The 19,630-nt window shown below is 60.8% G+C and carries 19 protein-coding genes and 1 pseudogene; 11 read left to right on the top strand and 9 right to left on the bottom strand.

What is annotated here, in order from left to right:
• Positions 1 to 5: 5 nt before the first annotated feature.
• Both aroE and hemF read right to left on the bottom strand, forming a co-directional pair.
• Complete coding sequence (gene aroE / locus AABM52_RS00315) at positions 6 to 827, bottom strand: shikimate dehydrogenase (protein WP_347909895.1); 822 nt, start codon at positions 825 to 827, stop codon at positions 6 to 8.
• A gap of 13 nt (positions 828 to 840) precedes the next feature.
• Positions 841 to 1,755: an oxygen-dependent coproporphyrinogen oxidase gene (gene hemF / locus AABM52_RS00310; protein ID WP_347909894.1), complete on the bottom strand. Its 915-nt coding sequence runs from the start codon at positions 1,753 to 1,755 to the stop codon at positions 841 to 843.
• 163 nt (positions 1,756 to 1,918) lie between these two features.
• Between hemF and AABM52_RS00305 the strand changes: the two genes are divergently transcribed.
• Complete coding sequence (locus AABM52_RS00305; RefSeq protein WP_347909893.1) at positions 1,919 to 2,896, top strand: NADPH:quinone reductase; 978 nt, start codon at positions 1,919 to 1,921, stop codon at positions 2,894 to 2,896.
• Between the two features lie 124 nt (positions 2,897 to 3,020).
• Here the strand turns inward: AABM52_RS00305 and AABM52_RS00300 are convergent, their stop codons facing one another.
• The 3 genes from AABM52_RS00300 to AABM52_RS00290 all read right to left on the bottom strand — a co-directional run bounded on the left by AABM52_RS00300 (position 3,021) and on the right by AABM52_RS00290 (position 5,646).
• On the bottom strand, positions 3,021 to 3,578 hold the full coding sequence (locus tag AABM52_RS00300; RefSeq protein ID WP_347909892.1) for an L-threonylcarbamoyladenylate synthase: 558 nt from the start codon (positions 3,576 to 3,578) through the stop codon (positions 3,021 to 3,023).
• A 55-nt stretch (positions 3,579 to 3,633) separates the two neighbouring features.
• Complete coding sequence (gene dprA / locus AABM52_RS00295) at positions 3,634 to 4,740, bottom strand: DNA-processing protein DprA (RefSeq protein ID WP_347909891.1); 1,107 nt, start codon at positions 4,738 to 4,740, stop codon at positions 3,634 to 3,636.
• Between the two features lie 81 nt (positions 4,741 to 4,821).
• A complete protein-coding gene (locus AABM52_RS00290) occupies positions 4,822 to 5,646 on the bottom strand; it encodes a peptidoglycan-binding protein (RefSeq protein WP_347909890.1) in 825 nt (274 codons plus the stop codon).
• A gap of 187 nt (positions 5,647 to 5,833) precedes the next feature.
• Here AABM52_RS00290 and def point away from each other — a divergent pair, with 187 nt between their 5' ends.
• The 5 genes from def (at position 5,834) to AABM52_RS00265 (ending at position 10,536) form a co-directional block, all read left to right on the top strand.
• On the top strand, positions 5,834 to 6,340 hold the full coding sequence (gene def / locus AABM52_RS00285) for a peptide deformylase (protein ID WP_347909889.1): 507 nt from the start codon (positions 5,834 to 5,836) through the stop codon (positions 6,338 to 6,340).
• Between the two features lie 69 nt (positions 6,341 to 6,409).
• The gene (fmt, locus tag AABM52_RS00280) at positions 6,410 to 7,369 is read left to right on the top strand and encodes a methionyl-tRNA formyltransferase (RefSeq protein WP_347909888.1); all 960 of its coding nucleotides are present in this window, start codon (positions 6,410 to 6,412) and stop codon (positions 7,367 to 7,369) included.
• The gene (rsmB, locus tag AABM52_RS00275) at positions 7,366 to 8,676 is read left to right on the top strand and encodes a 16S rRNA (cytosine(967)-C(5))-methyltransferase RsmB (RefSeq protein WP_347909887.1); all 1,311 of its coding nucleotides are present in this window, start codon (positions 7,366 to 7,368) and stop codon (positions 8,674 to 8,676) included. The genes fmt and rsmB overlap by 4 nt, the downstream gene beginning before the upstream one ends.
• Positions 8,677 to 8,698: 22 nt before the next feature.
• Positions 8,699 to 10,075, top strand: a complete 1,377-nt coding sequence (gene trkA / locus AABM52_RS00270) for a Trk system potassium transporter TrkA (protein WP_046042728.1) — start codon at positions 8,699 to 8,701, stop codon at positions 10,073 to 10,075.
• Between the two features lie 146 nt (positions 10,076 to 10,221).
• Positions 10,222 to 10,536, top strand: coding sequence for a tetratricopeptide repeat protein (locus AABM52_RS00265; protein WP_347909886.1), 315 nt, complete (start codon positions 10,222 to 10,224; stop codon positions 10,534 to 10,536).
• On the opposite strand, the gene AABM52_RS00260 is transcribed toward AABM52_RS00265, so the two are convergent.
• From AABM52_RS00260 to AABM52_RS00250, 3 genes are all read right to left on the bottom strand, one after another.
• Positions 10,537 to 10,776: a PilZ domain-containing protein gene (locus AABM52_RS00260; protein WP_347909885.1), complete on the bottom strand. Its 240-nt coding sequence runs from the start codon at positions 10,774 to 10,776 to the stop codon at positions 10,537 to 10,539.
• 72 nt (positions 10,777 to 10,848) lie between these two features.
• Positions 10,849 to 11,736: a lysophospholipid acyltransferase gene (locus AABM52_RS00255; protein ID WP_347909884.1), complete on the bottom strand. Its 888-nt coding sequence runs from the start codon at positions 11,734 to 11,736 to the stop codon at positions 10,849 to 10,851.
• 40 nt (positions 11,737 to 11,776) lie between these two features.
• Entirely contained in the window at positions 11,777 to 12,334 is a 558-nt protein-coding gene (locus tag AABM52_RS00250; RefSeq protein ID WP_150728125.1) for a DNA-3-methyladenine glycosylase I, read from the bottom strand.
• A gap of 81 nt (positions 12,335 to 12,415) precedes the next feature.
• On the opposite strand from AABM52_RS00250, the gene glyQ reads away from it, so the two are divergent.
• From glyQ to AABM52_RS00230, 4 genes are all read left to right on the top strand, one after another.
• Positions 12,416 to 13,369, top strand: coding sequence for a glycine--tRNA ligase subunit alpha (glyQ, locus tag AABM52_RS00245; protein WP_025112261.1), 954 nt, complete (start codon positions 12,416 to 12,418; stop codon positions 13,367 to 13,369).
• Positions 13,366 to 15,420 carry a glycine--tRNA ligase subunit beta gene (gene glyS / locus AABM52_RS00240; RefSeq protein ID WP_347909883.1) on the top strand — a complete coding sequence of 685 codons (2,055 nt, stop codon included), beginning with the start codon at positions 13,366 to 13,368 and terminating at the stop codon, positions 15,418 to 15,420. Before glyQ ends, glyS begins: the two co-directional genes overlap by 4 nt.
• Positions 15,421 to 15,424: 4 nt before the next feature.
• On the top strand, positions 15,425 to 15,970 hold the full coding sequence (gene gmhB / locus AABM52_RS00235; protein ID WP_223459112.1) for a D-glycero-beta-D-manno-heptose 1,7-bisphosphate 7-phosphatase: 546 nt from the start codon (positions 15,425 to 15,427) through the stop codon (positions 15,968 to 15,970).
• A gap of 90 nt (positions 15,971 to 16,060) precedes the next feature.
• Positions 16,061 to 16,840, top strand: coding sequence for a 1-acyl-sn-glycerol-3-phosphate acyltransferase (locus tag AABM52_RS00230; RefSeq protein ID WP_150728122.1), 780 nt, complete (start codon positions 16,061 to 16,063; stop codon positions 16,838 to 16,840).
• A 216-nt stretch (positions 16,841 to 17,056) separates the two neighbouring features.
• On the opposite strand, the pseudogene AABM52_RS00225 reads toward AABM52_RS00230, so the two are convergent.
• Positions 17,057 to 18,593, bottom strand: a pseudogene (locus tag AABM52_RS00225) (sensor histidine kinase).
• A gap of 170 nt (positions 18,594 to 18,763) precedes the next feature.
• On the opposite strand from AABM52_RS00225, the gene AABM52_RS00220 reads away from it, so the two are divergent.
• Positions 18,764 to 19,480: a response regulator transcription factor gene (locus AABM52_RS00220; protein ID WP_347909882.1), complete on the top strand. Its 717-nt coding sequence runs from the start codon at positions 18,764 to 18,766 to the stop codon at positions 19,478 to 19,480.
• Positions 19,481 to 19,630: the final 150 nt, after the last annotated feature.

The following is a 19,630-nucleotide window of genomic DNA, read 5'->3' as shown; positions in this document are numbered from 1 at the left end:
AGACTTTAAAGGGCCAACTGCCGGCGAAGTTCAGCCAACACCGGCGCCGTATCCGGTCGCACTCCGCGCCACAGGAAAAACGCCTCCGCCGCTTGCTCGGCCAGCATCCCCAAGCCATCCATCGCCACCGCCGCCCCGTGTTCACTGGCCCAGCGGCAGAACGAAGTCGGTTCCTTGCCGTACATCATGTCGTAGCACACCGTTTTGCCCGGCTCGATCAGGCTGGCAGCAATCGGCGGCACATCGCCGGTCAGGCTCGCCGACGTCGCGTTGATGATCAGGTCCACCGACTCCCGCAACCAGTCGTAGCCGCTGGCCGAGACCGGCCCCAGATCGCAGAACAGTTCCGCCAGCAACTCGGCCTTTTCCACCGTGCGGTTGGCGATGATCACCGATGCCGCTTGCTCGGCCAGCAAGGGCTCCAAAGCACCGCGTACCGCGCCGCCGGCACCGAGCAGCAGGATGCGTTTGCCCTTGAGGCTGAACCCGGCGTTGACCGTCAGATCGCGCACCAGCCCGGCGCCATCGGTGTTGTCGCCCAGCAGACTGCCGTCGGCCAGTTTGCTCAGGGTGTTCACCGCTCCGGCCCGCTGCGCCCGCGCCGTCAGGCTGTTCGCCAGAAGATAGGCTTCTTCCTTGAACGGCACCGTCACATTGGCGCCGCGTCCTTCGAGGAAAAACGTCCGGGCACAGGTGGAAAAGTCGTCCAGTGGTGCCAACAGCGTGTTGTAGTCCAGCTTTTGCGCGGTCTGCTCGGCGAACAGGCGATGGATCAGCGGCGATTTGCTGTGGCCAATCGGGTTACCGAATACGACGTAACGGTCCATCAGGATTCCTCGTTCAGGCTTCGGCCAACCAATCGCGATCTTGCAGGAAGTACTCGGTCAGGCGCGCTTCTTCGCTGCCAGGCTCTGCCTTCCAGTCGTAACCCCAGCGCACTTGCGGCGGCAGCGACATCAAGATCGACTCGGTACGCCCACCCGATTGCAGGCCGAACAGCGTGCCGCGGTCGTAGACCAGGTTGAATTCAACGTAGCGACCTCGGCGGAACTCCTGGAACTCGCGCTGCTGGGCGGTGAACGCATCGTTCTTGCGGCGCTGCACGATCGGCAGATAGGCGTCGATGTACGCATCACCGATGGCGCGCATGAAGGCGAAGCTGGTGTCGAAGTCCCACTCGTTCAGGTCGTCGAAAAACAGGCCACCGATGCCACGCGGCTCGTGACGATGCTTGATGTGGAAGTAGCTGTCGCACCAGGCCTTGTAACGCGGGTAGACGTCCGGGCCGAACGGCGCACAGGCCTGCTCGGCGACGCGGTGCCAGTGGATGCAGTCTTCTTCGTTGCCGTAATACGGGGTCAGGTCGAAGCCGCCGCCAAACCACCAGACCGGTTCTTCACCTTCTTTTTCAGCGATGAAAAAGCGCACGTTAGCGTGGGAAGTCGGCACATGCGGGTTGTGCGGGTGAATCACCAGCGACACGCCGAGGGCTTCGAAGCCACGGCCGGCCAGTTCCGGTCGATGGGCGCTGGCAGACGGTGGAAGACCGCTGCCGAATACATGGGAAAAGTTGACGCCGCCCTTTTCAATTACCGCGCCGTTTTCTATCACGCGGGTGCGACCGCCACCGCCCGCCGGCCTGGTCCAGGCGTCTTCGACGAATTGCGTGCCACCGTCTTCGGCTCCCAGGGCGGCGCAAATACGGTCTTGCAGGTCGAGCAGGTAGGCTTTTACGGCCTCGGTGCGGGTCGTCATGTCATCACCTTGAATCGGGCAAAACAACGCGGCGCTCCATTGGAGCTCAGCCTGCGCAAATGGGCGCGTAGCATACCATCGCAAGTCACCTCGCCGCAGTTGACGAAGATCAAGCTTAGGAGTCCGATAGGGAGCTTGGTAAAACAACCTATGGAGAGTTCTGATGGCAAAGCGTATCCAGTTCCGCGCCCATGGCGGCCCCGAAGTGCTCGAATATGTGGATTACCAGCCTGCCGAGCCAGGTCCGAAGGAAGTACGCGTGACCAACAAGGCCATCGGCCTGAACTTCATCGACACCTATTACCGCAGCGGCTTGTACCCGCCACCGTCCCTGCCGTCGGGTGTCGGTTCAGAGGGTGCCGGCGTGGTCGAGGCGGTTGGCAGCGACGTGACCCGCTTCAAGATCGGCGATCGCGTCGCCTATGGCAGCGGTCCGCTGGGGGCCTATAGCGATGTTCACGTCTTGCCCGAGGCCAATCTGGTGAAACTGCCGGATGCCATCAGCTTCGAACAGGCCGCTGGCGTGATGCTCAAGGGCCTGACCGTGCAGTACCTGCTACGTCAGACTTATGAACTCAAAGGTGGCGAAACCATCCTGTTCCATGCGGCGGCCGGTGGGGTCGGTTCCCTGGCCTGCCAATGGGCCAGGGCCTTGGGCGTCAAGTTGATCGGCACCGTCAGCTCGGCGGAGAAAGCCGCGCTGGCCAAGACCAACGGCGCTTGGGCGACCATCGACTACAGCCATGAAAATGTCGCGCAACGTGTGCTGGAATTGACCGACGGCAAAAAAGTCCCGGTGGTGTACGACGGCGTTGGCAAGGACACCTGGCTGACTTCACTCGACAGCGCCGCGCCGCGCGGGCTGGTGGTGAGTTTCGGCAATGCGTCCGGCGCGGTCGACGGCGTGAACCTGGGGATCCTGGCAGGGAAAGGCTCGCTGTACGTGACCCGGCCGACCCTGGGTACTTATGCGAACAACGCCGAGAACCTGCAACGCATGGCCGACGAGTTGTTCGAGATGATCATCGGCGGCAAGCTGACCGTGGACATCAGCCAGCGTTATCCACTGGCTGACGCGGCGAAGGCGCAGACCGAGTTGTCGGCGCGGCGCACGACGGGTTCGGTTGTTTTGTTGCCGTAACCTGTGGCGAGGGGGCTTGCCCCCGTTGGGCTGCGCAGCAGCCCTGCATTCGGCAACTGTGCAACGCGAATGCAGGTTTTGCGGGCGCTGCGCACCCGAACGGGGGCAAGCCCCCTCGCCACAATCAGTCCGGGCGCACAACCCTGCCGGTTGCCAGATCGCGAATCACGCTCGGGTTCTTGCGCCCGCCCAGATTGCCACCCAGCACCAGATCCACCTGACCACGGAAATACTGTTCGACGCGAATCCGCGTACGGGCCGCCGGGCGACCCTGCGGGTTGGCCGACGTCGACACCAACGGCCCGACCAGCGCGCACAAGTCCCGCACCAGCGGGTGATCGCTGACCCGCAGCGCCACGGTTTCATGCACGCCGGTAATCCACTCCGGCAGCAGATTCTGGTGCGGCACCAGCCAGGTGTTCGGACCCGGCCAAGTGCTGGCCATGCGGTCCATCCACAACTCGGGGAAGTCTTCGAAGAGGAAATCGAACTGACGGATGTTGTCGGCGACCAGAATCAGCCCCTTGTCCACAGACCGACCCTTGATCAGCAGCAGACGTTCCACCGCTTCCTCGTCCCACGGGTCGCAACCCAGGCCCCAGACTGCTTCGGTTGGGTAGGCAATCACCGCCCCGGCGCGAATTGCTTGCGCGGCTTGTTGCACACGCCAACTGTTGACCATGAAAAAACACTCCAGAATAAGGCTCTGCGCAGTTTACCGATCTTGTTTATAAAACCTAGCTCACCCGCGCAAACCAGCGCCCGCTTTCGCACACGGCGCGGCCATCCATTTCCAGCTCCGTCAACGCCGCCAGCACTTTCGGCAAGGCCCAGCCGCTTGCGTCGGCCAGCGCTTCACTGGTGTGAGGCGCGGCATGCAACAACTTCAACAGAGGGTCAGTCGTTGCAGGGGTGCAGGTTTCTGTGGACAACGACAGTCGTTGCCAGCCGCGCAAGGCCTCGAGGATATGTTCGATGGTTTCCACCAGCACCGCACCGTCACGGATCAACTGATGGCAGCCGCGAGCACCGGGATGATGGATCGAACCGGGCATCGCAAACACCTCGCGCCCCTGTTCCGCCGCCAGCCTCGCGGTGATCAGTGAACCGCTGGCGACACTGGCTTCGACCACCAGCACCCCGAGAGACAAACCACTGATGATCCGGTTGCGCCGGGGGAAGTTGCCGGCGCTGGGGCCTGCATCCAGTGGAAACTCCGAAAGCACTGCGCTGCCCGACGCGATCATGGCGTCCGCCAGGCGTCTATTCCGCTGTGGATAAAACTTCTCGAGCCCCGTACCGAGCACGCCGACCGTTTGCCCGCCGATGTCGAGCGCGGCCTGGTGTGCGGCGGCGTCAATGCCCAGGGCCAGTCCGCTGGTAATGACAAAACCGGCACCTGCCAGGCTGCGGGAAAACGCGGCAGCGGTGTCCATCCCCGGCCGGGACGCACGACGGCTGCCAACCATCGCCAGTTGTGGTTTTTCCAGAATACCCGGATCGCCCGCAACAAATAACAGCGGAGGTGCATCGCTGATTTGTGCCAGCAGGGCCGGGTAGTCCGGTTGGTCCCACATCAGCAAATGCTGGGCCGGATGCTCCAGCCAGGCCAATGCATGACTGGCGCCGTCACGGATCTCGGTGCTACGTCTGGCCTCGGAACAGGCCAGTGGCAAACCCAGTGCACGCCAGGCACTGGCCGGTGCGCTGATCGCTTTGGACGCAGAGCCAAACGCTTCAAGCAGCTTCTTGAACCGTGCCGGACCGAGTTCCGGCAAACGGTGCAGACGTAATCGGGCTTCCAGTTCCGCGGGGGAAACCGGTGTAACAGTAGGCAGCGACATGGATCATCCTTGATCGTAATAAGCACCCGTACAAACGGGAATAAGCTGTGGATAACTCTGTTGGTAACTTGTGAAGCACGCTTACGGATTTCGCACCTTGTCCATCACCGACAGAGAGCGCGAAGCGCTGAGCACCAGCCCATAACTGAGCTTGTCATAGGTACGGAAAACCATCAGCAGACCGGCGCGCTCATCGGGTATTTTCAACGGCTGACCGGTGATCCGGTCCCGCACGGTTTCGCCGGTTTTCATTACCGCCAGCAGATTGCCTTCGGCCAGGCCGTCGCGCTGCCCCTTGTTCAGCGTAACCACGTCCAACTCGCCGATCTGCGTGACCCCACGCGGCACATCGATGATCAACCCGTTGATATCGTGGCTCGGCGCGCTGGGCGTGAAGGTCGAGTTGATCGCGTGCTCTTCACCGCTGAACAAGCGATCGCCGAGGCGGACCTCCTGGGTCGTGCGTTGCAACTCCAGGGTGGCGACGTCACCTTCGATGGCCACGACCTCACCGCCGCCGATGTCGTCGGCGTTGATCCCCAGGATTTCCTTGCTCTGCGGATCGGTGTAGACCTTGCCTTGGCGGAAGATGCCGTAAGCCGGTTGCGCGGGATCGAAATGGCCGCGGGCAAAGATGCGGTCACCGGCGCCGCTGAGTACACGTTCGGTATCACCGGCGACGACGTAGGGCGCCTTGTCGAAATCCTCGGCCTTGTCGACGATGCGGTTGCTCAGCAGAAAGCTGTTGATCGATTTCAGCGCAATGCCGGGGATAGCCTCGGTTACCGGGCTGCTGCGCACCTGAGGCGACAGCTTTATGGTGGGAATATCTTCCCGAAGTTGCACTTGCCCGTACGCCAGACCGGCCGAAGCCAGGAGCAGCAGGGCGAGTAGTGATTTCCTCATGCGGTGAATCCCTTTATTATGTGCATTCGCGTGAAACGCCAGAGCCGTCAGTGGCTCGCTCCCGGCTTGCTTGTCAAAACTTGCTTGTCAACAGAAGGGAGCTACGTTTTACAACGGTAGCCTGCATTTCTTCGGACCCGCCAGGCCATCGACCCGACCTTACTTCACACGTGCACTAATCAAGCTTATGGCCATTTTAAACATCCTCGAATTCCCTGATCCGCGTCTGCGCACTATCGCCAAACCAGTGGCCGTAGTGGACGACGAAGTGCGTCAGTTGGTCGACGACATGTTTGAAACAATGTATGAAGCGCCTGGCATCGGCCTCGCCGCTACCCAGGTCAACGTGCACAAACGTATCGTCGTGATGGACCTCTCCGAAGACCGCAGCGAACCGCGAGTGTTCATCAACCCCGAGTTCGAACCGCTGACCGACGAAATGGGCCAGTATCAGGAAGGCTGCCTGTCTGTGCCGGGTTTCTACGAAAACGTCGATCGCCCGCAACGGGTCAAGGTCAAGGCGCTGGACCGCGACGGCCAGCCTTACGAACTGATCGCCGAAGATTTGCTCGCCGTGTGCATCCAGCATGAATGCGACCACCTCAACGGCAAATTGTTCGTCGATTACCTGTCGACGCTCAAACGCGACCGCATCAAGAAGAAGCTGGAAAAACAGCATCGCCAAAACGCTTGATGCCCTCCTTCAAAGGCTTGCCGCGGCAAGCCTTTTTCTTTTCAAGATGCTTCGCAATAGAGAACACCCATGACTGAGCCACTGCGCATCGTCTTTGCCGGCACCCCCGAATTCGCCGCCGAACACCTCAAGGCCCTGCTCGACAGCCCTTACGAGATCGTCGCGGTCTACACCCAACCGGATCGTCCGGCCGGTCGCGGGCAAAAACTGATGCCGAGCCCGGTCAAGCAGCTTGCTCTGGAGAACAATATCCCGGTGCTGCAACCGCCGACCCTGCGCAATGAAGATGCTCAGGCTGAACTGGCTGCACTGAAACCGGACTTGATGGTGGTGGTCGCCTACGGCCTGATCCTGCCGCAAGTGGTGCTGGATATCCCACGCCTGGGTTGCATCAACAGCCACGCCTCGCTGCTGCCGCGCTGGCGTGGTGCAGCGCCGATCCAGCGCGCCGTGGAGGCGGGTGATGCCGAAAGCGGCGTGACCGTGATGCGCATGGAAGCCGGCCTCGATACCGGGCCGATGCTGCTCAAGGTCGCTACGCCGATCAGTGCCGAAGACACCGGCGGCAGCCTGCACGATCGTCTGGCCGAAATGGGCCCGCCGGCCGTGGTCCAGGCGATTGCCGGCCTCGCCGCCGGAACCCTGGAGGGTGCAGTGCAGGACGACAGCCTCGCCACCTACGCGCACAAATTGAACAAGGACGAAGCACGCATCGACTGGAGTCGCCCGGCGGTTGAGCTGGAGCGTCTGGTCCGTGCCTTCAATCCGTGGCCGATCACCCACAGCACCTTGAACGGCGAAGCCCTGAAAGTACTGGCCGCGAACCTTGCCGAAGGCAAAGGTGCCCCGGGTGAAGTCCTCAGTGCCAGCAAGGACGGCCTGATCGTCGCGTGCGGCGAGCAGGCCCTGTGCCTGACCCGTCTGCAATTGCCCGGCGGCAAAGCGCTGAACTTCAGCGACCTGTTCAACAGCCGCCGTGAGAAATTCGCCACCGGCACGATCCTCGGTCAAGCGGCGGACGCCCAATGAACCCGCGTCTGGCTGCCGCCAAGGCACTCGCCGCTGTCCTGAGCGGAAAAGCCTCGCTCAACAGTTCGCTGCCGACACAGATGGACAAGGTCGAGGATCGTGATCGCGGCTTCACCCAAGACCTGGCCTTCGGCACCGCACGCTGGCAGCCACGCTTGTCGGCACTGGCAGCCAAGCTGCTGCAGAAACCATTCAAGGCCGCCGACGCCGATGTCGAGGCGCTGTTGCTGGTGGGTCTCTATCAGTTGCTCTACACCCGCGTCCCGGCCCATGCCGCCATCGGTGAAACCGTCGGTTGCGCCGACAAGCTGAAAAAGCCCTGGGCCAAGGCATTGCTTAACGCTGTGCTGCGTAATGCTCAGCGCGAAAGCGAAACGATTTTCGCCGAGCTGGAACGTGACCCGGTGGTGCGCACCGCTCACCCACGCTGGCTGCAGAAATCCCTGAAGGCGTTCTGGCCGGAGCAATGGGAAGCCATTTGCGCGGCGAACAATGCGCATCCGCCGATGATCCTGCGGGTCAACCGTCGCCATCACACCCGTGACGCCTACCTCGGTTTGCTGACTGACGCAGGTATCGCCGCCACACCATGTGTGTACAGCCGCGACGGCATCGTGCTCGATGCCGCCACCGATGTGCGCAGCCTGCCGGGTTTCGCCGAGGGCTGGATCAGCGTGCAGGACGAAGCCGCGCAACTGGCTGCCGATCTGCTCGACCTCGCGCCGGGCCAACGGGTGCTCGACGCTTGCTGTGCGCCAGGTGGCAAGACCTGCCACATCCTCGAAGCCGAGCCAAAACTGGCCGGCGTCGTGGCGGTAGACCTGGAAGCCAAGCGGCTGGTACGGGTGCGGGAAAACCTCGAACGCCTGAAACTGAGCGCCGAACTGATTGCCGCCGACGGTCGCGACACTCAGGCGTGGTGGGACGGCAAGCCGTTCCAGCGCATCCTGCTGGACGCGCCTTGCTCGGCTACCGGCGTGATTCGTCGTCACCCGGACATCAAGCTGACCCGCCAAGCCGACGACATCGCCGCGCTGGCGCTGCTGCAAGGCGAGTTGCTCGACGCCATGTGGACCACATTGGAGGTCGGCGGCATCCTGCTGTACGCCACCTGTTCCACGCTGCCGACCGAAAACACCGAAGTCATCGAAGCCTTCCTCGCCCGCACACCGGGCGCCCGGGAACTGGACCTCGCCACGGCGGCCGGCATCAAGCAGCCCCATGGTCGCCAGTTGCTGGCCCAGGAAGGTGGCCACGACGGGTTCTACTACGCCAAGCTGATCAAGATCGCCGCCGCTCGCGGTTAAATGGATTCAATGGAGTGACTGGATGAAAATCATCATCCTCGGTGCAGGGCAGGTCGGCGGTTCGCTGGCGGAACACCTGGCAAGCGAAGCCAACGACATTACTGTGGTCGACACCGATGGCGAACGCCTGCGCGACCTTGGTGACCGCCTGGACATCCGCACGGTGCAAGGTCGCGGCTCATTCCCGACCGTGTTGCGCCAGGCCGGAGCGGATGACGCCGACATGCTGGTCGCGGTGACCAACAGCGACGAAACCAACATGGTCGCCTGCCAGGTCGCCCACACCCTGTTCCACACTCCAACCAAGATCGCCCGGGTGCGCGAAGCCGCGTACCTGACCCGCGAAGAGCAGCTGTTCCAGAACGAAGCGATTCCGGTGGACGTGCTGATCAGCCCGGAACAAGTGGTCACCAACTACATCAAGCGCCTGATCCAGCACCCCGGCGCCTTGCAGGTGATCGACTTCGCCGAAGGCAAGGCGCAACTGGTGGCGGTGCGGGCGTACTACGGCGGGCCGCTGGTGGGCCAGCAACTGCGGCAGTTGCGCGAGCACATGCCGAACGTGGAAACCCGCGTCGCGGCGATTTTCCGTCGTGACCGGCCGATCCTGCCCCAGGGCGACACGGTGATAGAGGCCGACGACGAAGTATTTTTCATCGCTGCCAAGGCGAACATTCGTGCAGTCATGAGCGAAATGCGCCGTCTCGATGAGACCTACAAACGCATCGTCATCGCCGGTGGCGGGCAGATCGGCGAGCGCTTGGCCGAGGCCATCGAAAGCCGTTATCAGGTGAAAATCATCGAGATGAACCCGGCACGCTGCCGTCATCTCTCGGACCACCTCGACAGCACCGTGGTGTTGCAAGGCAGCGCCTCGGACCGCGACCTGCTGATGGAAGAGAATATTGCCGACGCCGACCTGTTCCTGGCCCTGACCAACGACGACGAAGCCAACATCATGTCGTCGCTGCTGGCCAAGCGCCTGGGCGCGAAGAAGGTGATGACCATTATCAACAACCCGGCCTATGTCGATCTGATCCAGGGCGGCGACATCGACATCGCCATCAGCCCGCAACTGGCGACCATCGGCACCTTACTGGCCCACGTGCGCCGGGGCGACATCGTCAGCGTGCACTCACTGCGTCGGGGCGCGGCGGAGGCCATTGAGGCGATTGCCCATGGCGATGCGAAATCGAGCAAGGTGATCGGCAAGGCCATCGAGAACATCGGCCTGCCGCCGGGCACCACCATCGGTGCGATTATCCGCGACGAAGAAGTGATCATCGCCCACGACGACACCGTGATCGAAGCGGGCGACCATGTGATTCTGTTCCTTGTGGATAAAAAGCATATTCGCGATGTGGAGAAGCTGTTCCATGTGGGGTTGAGCTTCTTCTGAGGTTTTGCAGAGGCTGCACTGGCCCCATCGCGAGCAGGCTCACTCCTACATTTGGAATGCGCTCCCATGTAGGAGTGAGCCTGCTCGCGATAGCAATCTCACTAGAATTCATTAATCCCTGACTCACCTCTACCAAGGAATCCACCATGATCGAATCCCTGGAAAAAATGCTCGCCAAGGGTGTGGATAACTCATTGCTGCGCTTCGGCCTGGGCAAGGGCTATCTGGATCTGGGGGAAAACGCCAAGGCTGCGGAGCATTTCCAGCGCTGCGTCGAATTCGATCCGAAGTATTCGGCGGCGTGGAAATTACTGGGCAAGGCCCATCTGGCGCTGGCGGACTTTACGGCCGCGCGGCAGGCCTGGGAGCAAGGCCTGGAAGCCGCTCGCGCCCATGGCGACAAGCAGGCAGAGAAGGAAATGACGGTGTTCCTGAAGAAGCTTGAGCGTCAGGCGCACTGATCAGAGATAACGCAATCCGATGCCCTCGGCGTCCACCTGCACCACTTCCATGCGCACCCGCGGTGCGCCTGTGGGTAAGTCCTGCACCTGACCGTAGACCACCGCCCCCCGGGGCAGCGCCGACAGTTGCGGATGCTTGACGTAAACACCGGTGGTCGACAGGTTGCGCGTTTGCCCCAGGCAATCACCGGTGCTTTCGTGACTGATCTTGATGCGGAATGACTTGCGGTGTTCGGACATCTTCTGCGCCCTTGAGTGAACGGTTGTGGATAACCCCAAGTCCAGGGTTATCCACAGATCATGCCAATTGAATCAATACCAACGCTCTTCACCCGGCGGACGCTTCTTGAAGCGCTTCATGCTCCACATGTACTGGCTCGGGTACGCCCGCACATAGCGCTCGACCACTTTGCTCATGGCCGCACAGGACTCCGCGGTATCGGTGCTGTACATGGCCTCTGGCGCGGCTTCAAGGATCACTTTGTAGCCGGAACCGTCCGGCAGGCGCAGGGCATGCAGGAACACGCCGACCGCTTTGCCGCCCGCGAGCATGTTCGGCACGAACTTGCTGGTCAGTGCCTGGGTGGCGAAGAACGGTACGAAGATCCCGGCGGATTCGGACGGTTCCGGGTCAGCGGGAATGCCCACTGCACCACCTTTGCGCACTTCCTTGATGACACTCAGGATGCCTTCTTTTGTGGAAGCGGCGACCTTGTTACCCAACTGCACCCGCTGCTTTTGCAGCAAATCATCCACCGCCTTCAACTTCGGTGGACGATAGAAAATGATCGGTTTGCACTGGCTGCAATAGAAGTGGTTCAGCACTTCCCAGTTGCCCAGGTGGCTGGTGATCCCGACCACGCCTTTGCCGGAGGCGAGGGCGTCCTTCAATATGTCGAGACCTTCGACTTCGCGTACCAGATCAATGGAGCGCTGGGCCGGCCAGATCCAGGCGCAGGCGCTTTCGGTCAGGGACTTGCCGATGTCCTTAAGGCTCTGTCCGACTAAACGTTCGCGCTCGCCGGGGTCCATGTCCGGAAAGCACTTGGACAGATTGATCCGCACTACGTCGCGGGAACGGTTCGGGGTTTTCCACATGACCCAGCCAATCGCCGAGCCCACGGCCTGCACGGCCCGCCACGGAAGCAGGGCAAACAGCCGCAGAGCGCCTACCAGCAAGGCGCCTTTCAACTTATCCACAGGTCACTCCTGATTTTGTGCTGTGCGCGAGGCGGCCATTCTAACCGCCGTTCGCCAACTGCGCGTAGCGGTCGCAGTCCCGGGTGTGATCCATGACCATGCCCGAGGCCTGCATCAGCGCGTAACAAATGGTTGGCCCGACGAACGTGAAACCGGCTTTTTTCAGGCCTTTGCTCATTTCCACGGCGGTCGGCGTCACGGCCGGGACTTCGCTGCGATCCTTGAAATGATTGATCACAGGCACGCCACCGACAAACGACCAGAGAAACGCCACCGGGTCCTCCAGCGCCAGCCAGGCCTGGGCATTGCGCCGGGCCGCGTTGAGCTTGAGACGGTTGCGGATGATGCCTGGGTCGAGCATCAGTTCGTCGATTTCGGCATCGCTCATCTGCGCCACGCGCTGGACATCAAAACCGAACATCACCTGGCGATAATGCTCGCGTTTGCGCAGCACAGTGATCCAGGAAAGCCCGGCCTGGAACCCTTCGAGTAAAAGCAACTCGAACAATCCCTGCGCATCCCGAAGCGGCGTGCCCCACTCCTGATCGTGATAAGCCATGTACAGCGGATCTTCGGAACACCAAAAGCAGCGTGGCATAAGGCTCCAGGGGGCGTGCGCAGCAATGAATCGGGTATACTCCCGCTCTTTAAATCGCAGCCCAAGAAACAGGTGAATTTCGTGAGCCAGCCTACGCCAGCCGTGCGTACCTTCCAAGACTTGATCCTCGCCCTCCAGCAATACTGGGCCGAGCAAGGTTGTGTGGTACTTCAGCCCTACGATATGGAAGTAGGCGCCGGCACTTTCCACACCGCAACGTTCCTGCGCGCCATCGGCCCGGAAACCTGGAACGCTGCCTACGTGCAGCCAAGCCGCCGTCCGACTGACGGCCGCTACGGTGAAAACCCGAACCGTCTGCAGCACTACTACCAGTTCCAGGTGGTCCTGAAGCCGAATCCGGACAACTTCCAGGAACTGTACCTGGGCTCCCTCAAGCACGTCGGCCTGGACCCGCTGGTCCACGACATCCGCTTCGTCGAAGACAACTGGGAATCGCCGACCCTCGGCGCCTGGGGTCTGGGCTGGGAAGTCTGGCTCAACGGCATGGAAGTGACCCAGTTCACCTACTTCCAGCAAGCGGGCGGCATCGAGTGCTACCCGGTGACCGGCGAGATCACCTACGGTCTCGAGCGTCTGGCCATGTACCTGCAAGGCGTGGATTCGGTCTACGACCTGGTCTGGGCTGACGGCCCGATGGGCAAAGTGACCTACGGCGACGTGTTCCACCAGAACGAAGTGGAGCAGTCCACTTACAACTTCGAACACGCCAACGTCGACAAGCTGTTCGAACTGTTCGATTTCTACGAAAGCGAAGCCAAGCGCCTGATCGAACTCGACCAGCCGCTGCCGTTGCCGAGCTACGAAATGGTGTTGAAAGCTTCCCACACCTTCAACCTGCTGGATGCGCGCCGGGCGATCTCGGTGACCGCGCGTCAGCAATACATCCTGCGTGTACGCACCCTGGCGCGTTCCGTTGCGCAAGCCTACCTGCTGGCTCGCGCCAAACTGGGCTTCCCGATGGCGACCCCGGACCTGCGTGATGAAGTACTGGCCAAGCTGGAGGCTGCACAATGAGTGCTCTGGATTTTCTGGTTGAACTGGGCACTGAAGAACTGCCACCCAAAGCCCTGAACACCCTGGCCGAGGCGTTCCTCGCCGGTATCGACAAGGGCCTGCAAGCTGCCGGCCTGAACTACGAGACCAAAACCGTCTACGCCGCGCCGCGTCGCCTGGCCGTGCTGATCACCGCACTGGCCACCCAGCAGCCGGATCGCAGCATCAACCTCGACGGCCCGCCACGTCAGGCCGCGTTCGATGCCGAAGGCAACCCGACCCAGGCAGCACTGGGCTTTGCCAAGAAGTGCGGCGTCGACCTGAGCGAAATCGATCAGAGCGGCCCGAAACTGCGCTACAGCCAGAGCATCGCCGGCAAGGCGACCGCGAGCCTGCTGCCGACCATCGTCGAAGATTCCCTGAACGACTTGCCGATCCCGAAACGCATGCGTTGGGGCGCGCGCAAGGAAGAGTTCGTTCGTCCGACCCAGTGGCTGGTGATGCTGCTCGGTGACCAGGTCATCGATTGCACCATCCTCGCCCAGAAGGCCGGCCGCGACTCCCGTGGCCACCGCTTCCATCACCCGGAAAACGTGCGCATCGGTTCGCCGTCCAGCTACCTGGCCGACCTGCGTGCCGCCTACGTGCTGGCCGATGCCAACGAGCGTCGCGAGATCATCAGCAAGCGCACTGAAGAGCTCGCCACCCGTCAGGAAGGCACGGCAATCGTTCCGCCAGCGCTGCTCGATGAAGTGACCGCACTGGTCGAGTGGCCAGTGCCGCTGGTGTGCTCGTTCGAGGAACGCTTCCTCGACGTGCCGCAGGAAGCCCTGATCACCACCATGCAGGACAACCAGAAGTACTTCTGCCTGCTGGATGCCGACGGCAAGTTGCTGCCACGTTTCATTACCGTGGCCAACATCGAGAGCAAAGACCCGCAACAGATCATCGCCGGTAACGAGAAAGTGGTTCGCCCACGCCTGACCGACGCCGAGTTCTTCTTCAAGCAAGACAAGAAGCAGAAGCTCGAAGACTTCAACCTGCGCCTGCAGAACGTGGTGTTCCAGGAAAAACTCGGCAGCGTCTACGACAAGGCCGAGCGCGTTTCCAAACTCGCCGCCTACATCGCGACGCGCATTGGCGGCAACGCTGCGTGGGCTGCTCGCGCAGGCCTGCTGTCCAAGTGCGACCTGTCGACCGAGATGGTCGGCGAGTTCCCGGAGATGCAAGGTGTCGCCGGTTACTACTACGCCCTCAATGACGGCGAGCCGGAAGATGTCGCACTGGCGCTGAACGAGCAGTACATGCCGCGCGGTGCCGGCGCTGAACTGCCAAGCACCCTGACCGGTGCGGCCGTGGCCATTGCCGACAAGCTCGACACCCTAGTGGGTATCTTCGGTATCGGCATGCTGCCGACCGGCAGCAAAGACCCGTACGCCCTGCGCCGTGCCGCACTGGGCGTGTTGCGTATCCTGATCGAGAAGCAACTGGATCTGGACCTGAACGACGCGGTGGCCTTCGCTGTGAATGCGTTCGGTACCAAGGTCAAGGCTGCCGGCCTGAACGATTCGGTGCTGGAGTTCATCTTCGACCGCCTGCGTGCCCGTTACGAAGACGAAGGTGTCGATGTTGCGACCTACCTGTCGGTACGTGCCCTGAAGCCGGGTTCAGCCCTGGACTTCGACCAGCGCGTGCAAGCGGTACAGGCCTTCCGCAAACTGCCGGAAGCCGCGGCCCTGGCCGCCGTGAACAAACGCGTGTCGAACTTGCTGAGCAAGGTCGAAGGCTCCGTTCCGACAGTCGTGGAAGCCAAGTACTTCGACAACGCCAACGAGTTCTCCCTGTACTCGGCGATCCAGCAGGCTGACCAGGCTGTACAGCCAATGGCCGCCTCGCGTCAGTACAGCGAATCCCTGGCACGCCTGGCTGCACTGCGCGAGCCGGTGGATGCGTTCTTCGAAGCCGTGATGGTCAACGCGGAGGACGCAAAAGTCCGCGCCAACCGTTATGCGTTGCTGGCGCGTCTGCGTGGTTTGTTCCTCGGCGTTGCCGACATTTCGCTGCTGGGTTGAGGGATTGCTGTTGAAGCTGCTGATTCTCGATCGGGACGGAGTGATCAATTACGACTCCGACGCTTACATCAAGTCGGTGGAGGAGTGGATTCCACTCCCCGGCTCGATCGAAGCCATCGCGCAGTTGAGCAAGGCCGGCTGGACGGTAGCAGTCGCCACCAACCAGTCGGGCATCGCTCGCGGCTATTACGACCTCGCCACACTGGATGCCATGCACGAGCGCTTGCGCGCGCTGGTGGCGGAGCAGGGCGGTGAAGTCGGGCTGATCGTCTACTGCCCGCACGGGCCGGACGAAGGCTGCGATTGCCGCAAGCCGAAACCCGGGATGTTGAAAACCATCGCCGCTCATTACAACGTGTCGCTGACCAATCTCTGGTTCGTCGGCGACAGCCTTGGTGACCTGGAAGCCGCCAAAGCCGTCGATTCACAGCCAGTTTTGGTAAAGACCGGGAAAGGCGAAAAGACTTTGGGCAAGACCCTACCGGTAGGCACATTGATTTTTGACGATCTGGCGGCGATTGCCGCAGAACTTGTGCACAAATGCACTTAACTAAGTGTGCGCTTCTGAATTTCCTGGCAAAGGATGATAGGGAAGTGCGCTTTACATAGGCGGGCATTGCCCGCAACGGTAAACGTCACCATGTCGATACTGCAGGCCATCAGAACCTTCCTCTTTTACCTGCTGCTGGGCACCAGCTCCTTGCTGTGGTGCAGCCTGAGCTTTTTTATCGCGCCGTTTCTGCCCTTCAAGGCACGTTATCGCTTCATCAACGTGTACTGGTGCCGCTGCGCCCTGTGGCTGAGCAAAGTATTTCTTGGCATCCGCTACGAAGTGAAGGGCGCCGAGAACGTACCTGAACGGCCTTGCGTCATTCAGTCAAACCACCAGAGTACCTGGGAGACGTTCTTTCTCTCGGCCTACTTCTCACCGCTGAGCCAGGTGCTCAAACGTGAATTGCTCTATGTGCCGTTCTTCGGTTGGGCCATGGCCATGCTGCGACCGATCGCCATCGATCGCGGCAACCCGAAAGCCGCACTCAAGCATGTGGCACAAAAAGGTGATGAGTTGCTCAAGGACAATGTCTGGGTGCTGATCTTCCCCGAAGGCACGCGCGTTCCTTTCGGCACCGTCGGAAAGTTCTCGCGCGGTGGCAGTGCCTTGGCGGTCAACGCCGAATTGCCGGTGCTGCCGATTGCGCACAACGCAGGCAAGTTCTGGCCGAAAACCGGTTGGGCGAAGAAGCAGGGCGTCATCACTGTGATCATTGGCGAGCCGATGTATGCCGCAGGCACCGGACCGCGAGCCATTGCCGAATTGAACGACCGGGTTCAGGCGTGGAATGAGCAGATGCAACGGGAAATGGGCTCGCTGCCACCGGCTCCGCAAGCGCCGGTTTCAAACGATCAGGTGGCTGTCTGAGATTCTGTGGATAACCTGTGTACCGTTTCCTTGAAAACCGTCGTTATTTGTACGTAAGTTTATGATTTTTTTACATATTTCTCAGAGAGATAAAAACCATAAAAACGTGCATAAGTTTTTTTCGGACGTAAAAAAACCGGCTGATATAGCCGGTTTTTTTATGCCAGGAACAATCACAGACTGTCGACATGACAGGGCGACCTGGGTCGCTCGCTTTCATTCTGTAAACAGTGGAAATTGCAGCCTGAATGTCGTGCCCCCGACCCACCTCGCTCTGACACTCGATTCGCCCGCCGTGCCGATCCACAACGGCTTTGACCATCGATAATCCCAGCCCCACGCCATCGATACCCTGGGCGGAAGAAAAGTGTCGGTATTGGCTGAACAGTTCGGGTAACTCCTCAGCGGCGATGCCTTTGCCCTGATCGATGAGCTCACAGATCAGCCAGCCGTCGCGTTGACTGACGTGCAAACGGATACGAGTACCTGAAACACTGTACTTGATGGCATTTTCCAGCAAATTGAACAACGCCCGGGTCAGCAGCGCCTGATCCGCAAGAACCAGACTTTCCTGGGCTTCCTCTTCCACTTGATGGACCAGTTCGATCTGTTTCTGCTGCGCGATGGGCAGCGCTTGGTCGAACACATCCAGCACCAGCATCGCAAACAGGCTTGGCTGGAACTGATAAGCCTCGGACTCGGCCCTCGCCAGTTGTACGAAACCGTCAGTCAGTTCCAGGGCCCGGCGTACCTGGAGTTCGATTTGATCAAAGAGTTGCAAATCACCGCCCACCTGATGACGGTGGACGTCGAGCAACGCGAGGATGGCCGAGTGAGGCGCCCGCAGGTCGTGGGACAGAAAGCGTAACAGGACCGCGCGCTGCTCCTCCGCATCGCGCTCCACACTCAAATCAGTCAGGTTCCATAGCCAGCCGACCGGAGCATCACCGTCTGCCGGCAACAACTCGGCACGCTCCAGGCGCAGGCTGCGCTCCTTGAGGTCGCGAAACTCCAGCAGCGGCAGTGTCGATAAAGACGAGCCCGGCCCATGACTCAAATCCGGATACCCTAGCTGTTTAAGTCGCCCGAGCACATCATCGCCGACCAGATTCCCACCAAACAGGTCGCGGGCCTTGCGGTTGCCGAGCAGAATCTGTCCTTGGGGATCGCTGATCAACGTGGCCACCGGCAAGTACTCCAGGCCATCGGCGATGAATCGGTGGGTATCGCGGGTCAGGCTCATGGCTTGTTCCAGCGCCATGATTTGCTTCTGCAAACTGTCGTCACCGGAATACTGGGCACGACGGCGCTCCGGAAACACTTTCGGCTCGCTGTCCAGCCGCGCCAATTCCCAACCGAAATAGGTCAGCACCACACTGAGGCGCCGCCAGTTCCAGATCAGATAACCAAACAGCATCCCCAGCACCGCAGGCGTCGGTGACCACCACCAGCGCTTGAACTCCGCAAGGCCGGCACTGGTCAGCAACGCACAAGCCATCCCCGTGAGCGTCAACCAGAGCGCCAGGCGTGGGCGCCACAGCAACAACCCGAGCACGCACGTCACCAGACCAAGGGAAAGCCCTGCGCTCAAGCCTGGGGATACATCGCCCAGGTTGATTTGCACGCGATAGGACAGCAACGTCGTCAGCGGCAACAGCACGAGACTTATCCACAACCACTCTCGCACCAATTGCCGAAACAATCGCTGTACCTGGCTGGGCCCTCGGCTTTCATGGCGGCGTTGGTCAAACATGGCCAACAGGGCAGGGCGGGGTAAACGGTTTCATGATTCCTACGCCTGAGGTTTCGACTCAAAGAATCATAGCGGACGCCACGACCAACGGCGGGCCGCTTGCTTTCGCTGTATCGATTGAGCCGCTATCGTCGATAAAGAGCTGCCCAAGCGACAAGGAATCACCCTGTATGCGCGTTGCGATACTGGACGATGAGCCCGCCGAACTGCGACGGGTCGAACAAACCCTGCAACAGATGGCCGAAGCCGGAGAGCAGCCGTGGTCGCTGTACAGCTTCGAACGGGGTGAAGACCTGTTGCGCCAACTGCGTAGGGAAACTTTCGACCTGCTGATACTCGACTGGCAACTGCCCGACCTCACGGGCTTGTCATTGCTGCTCTGGACCCGCGAACACATGGAAGCGCCGCCCGCGGCAATCATGCTGACCAGTCGCGACGGCGAAAGCGATATCGTTCAGGCCCTGAATGCCGGCGCCGATGACTACGTCAGCAAACCGTTCCGCCCCAATGAACTGAAAGCCCGTGTTGGTGCGGTCCTGCGCCGGCATGGCCAGCAGCGAGCGGCGGCCGAAGGATTGAGCTTCAATGACCTGGTTTTCGATGATGCCGAACTGACCATCACTCGCGACGGCAAACCGATCGTCATGACCGAACGCGAATACCGCCTGGCGCATTGCCTGTTCAGCAACCTCGGCCGACCGCTGTCGCGGGATTACCTGTACGAACGATTCTGGCCCCATGAAGAGATGTCGTCGTCCCGGCCGCTGGACACCCACATCTATCGCCTGCGCAACAAGCTTGGGCTGACGGCGGATCGCGGTTGGCAGTTGCTGACGATTTATGGGTATGGGTATCGGTTGGAGAGTGTGGCGGGGGCGCGCGAGTGAAACGCAGGCATTAAAAAAGGCCAACGCAATGCGTTGGCCTTTTCGTTGGCATCGACCGGAATTGTCGATGGGCACATTAAATGTCATGCCAAATCACTGACAAATCAATGACTTACGATCATATTTGGCATAAATATTGTCGTATTTGAT

Origin of the sequence: Pseudomonas grandcourensis, from assembly GCF_039909015.1 — a bacterium.
In the GTDB taxonomy this organism is placed as follows: Bacteria; Pseudomonadota; Gammaproteobacteria; order Pseudomonadales; family Pseudomonadaceae; genus Aquipseudomonas; species Aquipseudomonas grandcourensis.
The sequence above is the reverse complement of the archived record's forward strand: the minus strand, read 5'-3'. Positions and strand labels throughout refer to the sequence as shown.

Coding starts and splice junctions, on each gene's coding strand:
- trkA (WP_046042728.1), top strand. CDS start 8,699: ATGAAAATCATCATCCTCGGTGCAGGGCAGGTCGGCGGTTCGCTGGCG.
- AABM52_RS00230 (WP_150728122.1), top strand. CDS start 16,061: ATGTCGATACTGCAGGCCATCAGAACCTTCCTCTTTTACCTGCTGCTG.
- aroE (WP_347909895.1), bottom strand. CDS start 827: ATGGACCGTTACGTCGTATTCGGTAACCCGATTGGCCACAGCAAATCG.
- AABM52_RS00250 (WP_150728125.1), bottom strand. CDS start 12,334: ATGCCACGCTGCTTTTGGTGTTCCGAAGATCCGCTGTACATGGCTTAT.
- AABM52_RS00305 (WP_347909893.1), top strand. CDS start 1,919: ATGGCAAAGCGTATCCAGTTCCGCGCCCATGGCGGCCCCGAAGTGCTC.
- def (WP_347909889.1), top strand. CDS start 5,834: ATGGCCATTTTAAACATCCTCGAATTCCCTGATCCGCGTCTGCGCACT.
- AABM52_RS00265 (WP_347909886.1), top strand. CDS start 10,222: ATGATCGAATCCCTGGAAAAAATGCTCGCCAAGGGTGTGGATAACTCA.
- glyS (WP_347909883.1), top strand. CDS start 13,366: ATGAGTGCTCTGGATTTTCTGGTTGAACTGGGCACTGAAGAACTGCCA.
- hemF (WP_347909894.1), bottom strand. CDS start 1,755: ATGACGACCCGCACCGAGGCCGTAAAAGCCTACCTGCTCGACCTGCAA.
- AABM52_RS00220 (WP_347909882.1), top strand. CDS start 18,764: ATGCGCGTTGCGATACTGGACGATGAGCCCGCCGAACTGCGACGGGTC.
- fmt (WP_347909888.1), top strand. CDS start 6,410: ATGACTGAGCCACTGCGCATCGTCTTTGCCGGCACCCCCGAATTCGCC.
- AABM52_RS00260 (WP_347909885.1), bottom strand. CDS start 10,776: ATGTCCGAACACCGCAAGTCATTCCGCATCAAGATCAGTCACGAAAGC.
- dprA (WP_347909891.1), bottom strand. CDS start 4,740: ATGTCGCTGCCTACTGTTACACCGGTTTCCCCCGCGGAACTGGAAGCC.
- AABM52_RS00290 (WP_347909890.1), bottom strand. CDS start 5,646: ATGAGGAAATCACTACTCGCCCTGCTGCTCCTGGCTTCGGCCGGTCTG.
- rsmB (WP_347909887.1), top strand. CDS start 7,366: ATGAACCCGCGTCTGGCTGCCGCCAAGGCACTCGCCGCTGTCCTGAGC.
- AABM52_RS00300 (WP_347909892.1), bottom strand. CDS start 3,578: ATGGTCAACAGTTGGCGTGTGCAACAAGCCGCGCAAGCAATTCGCGCC.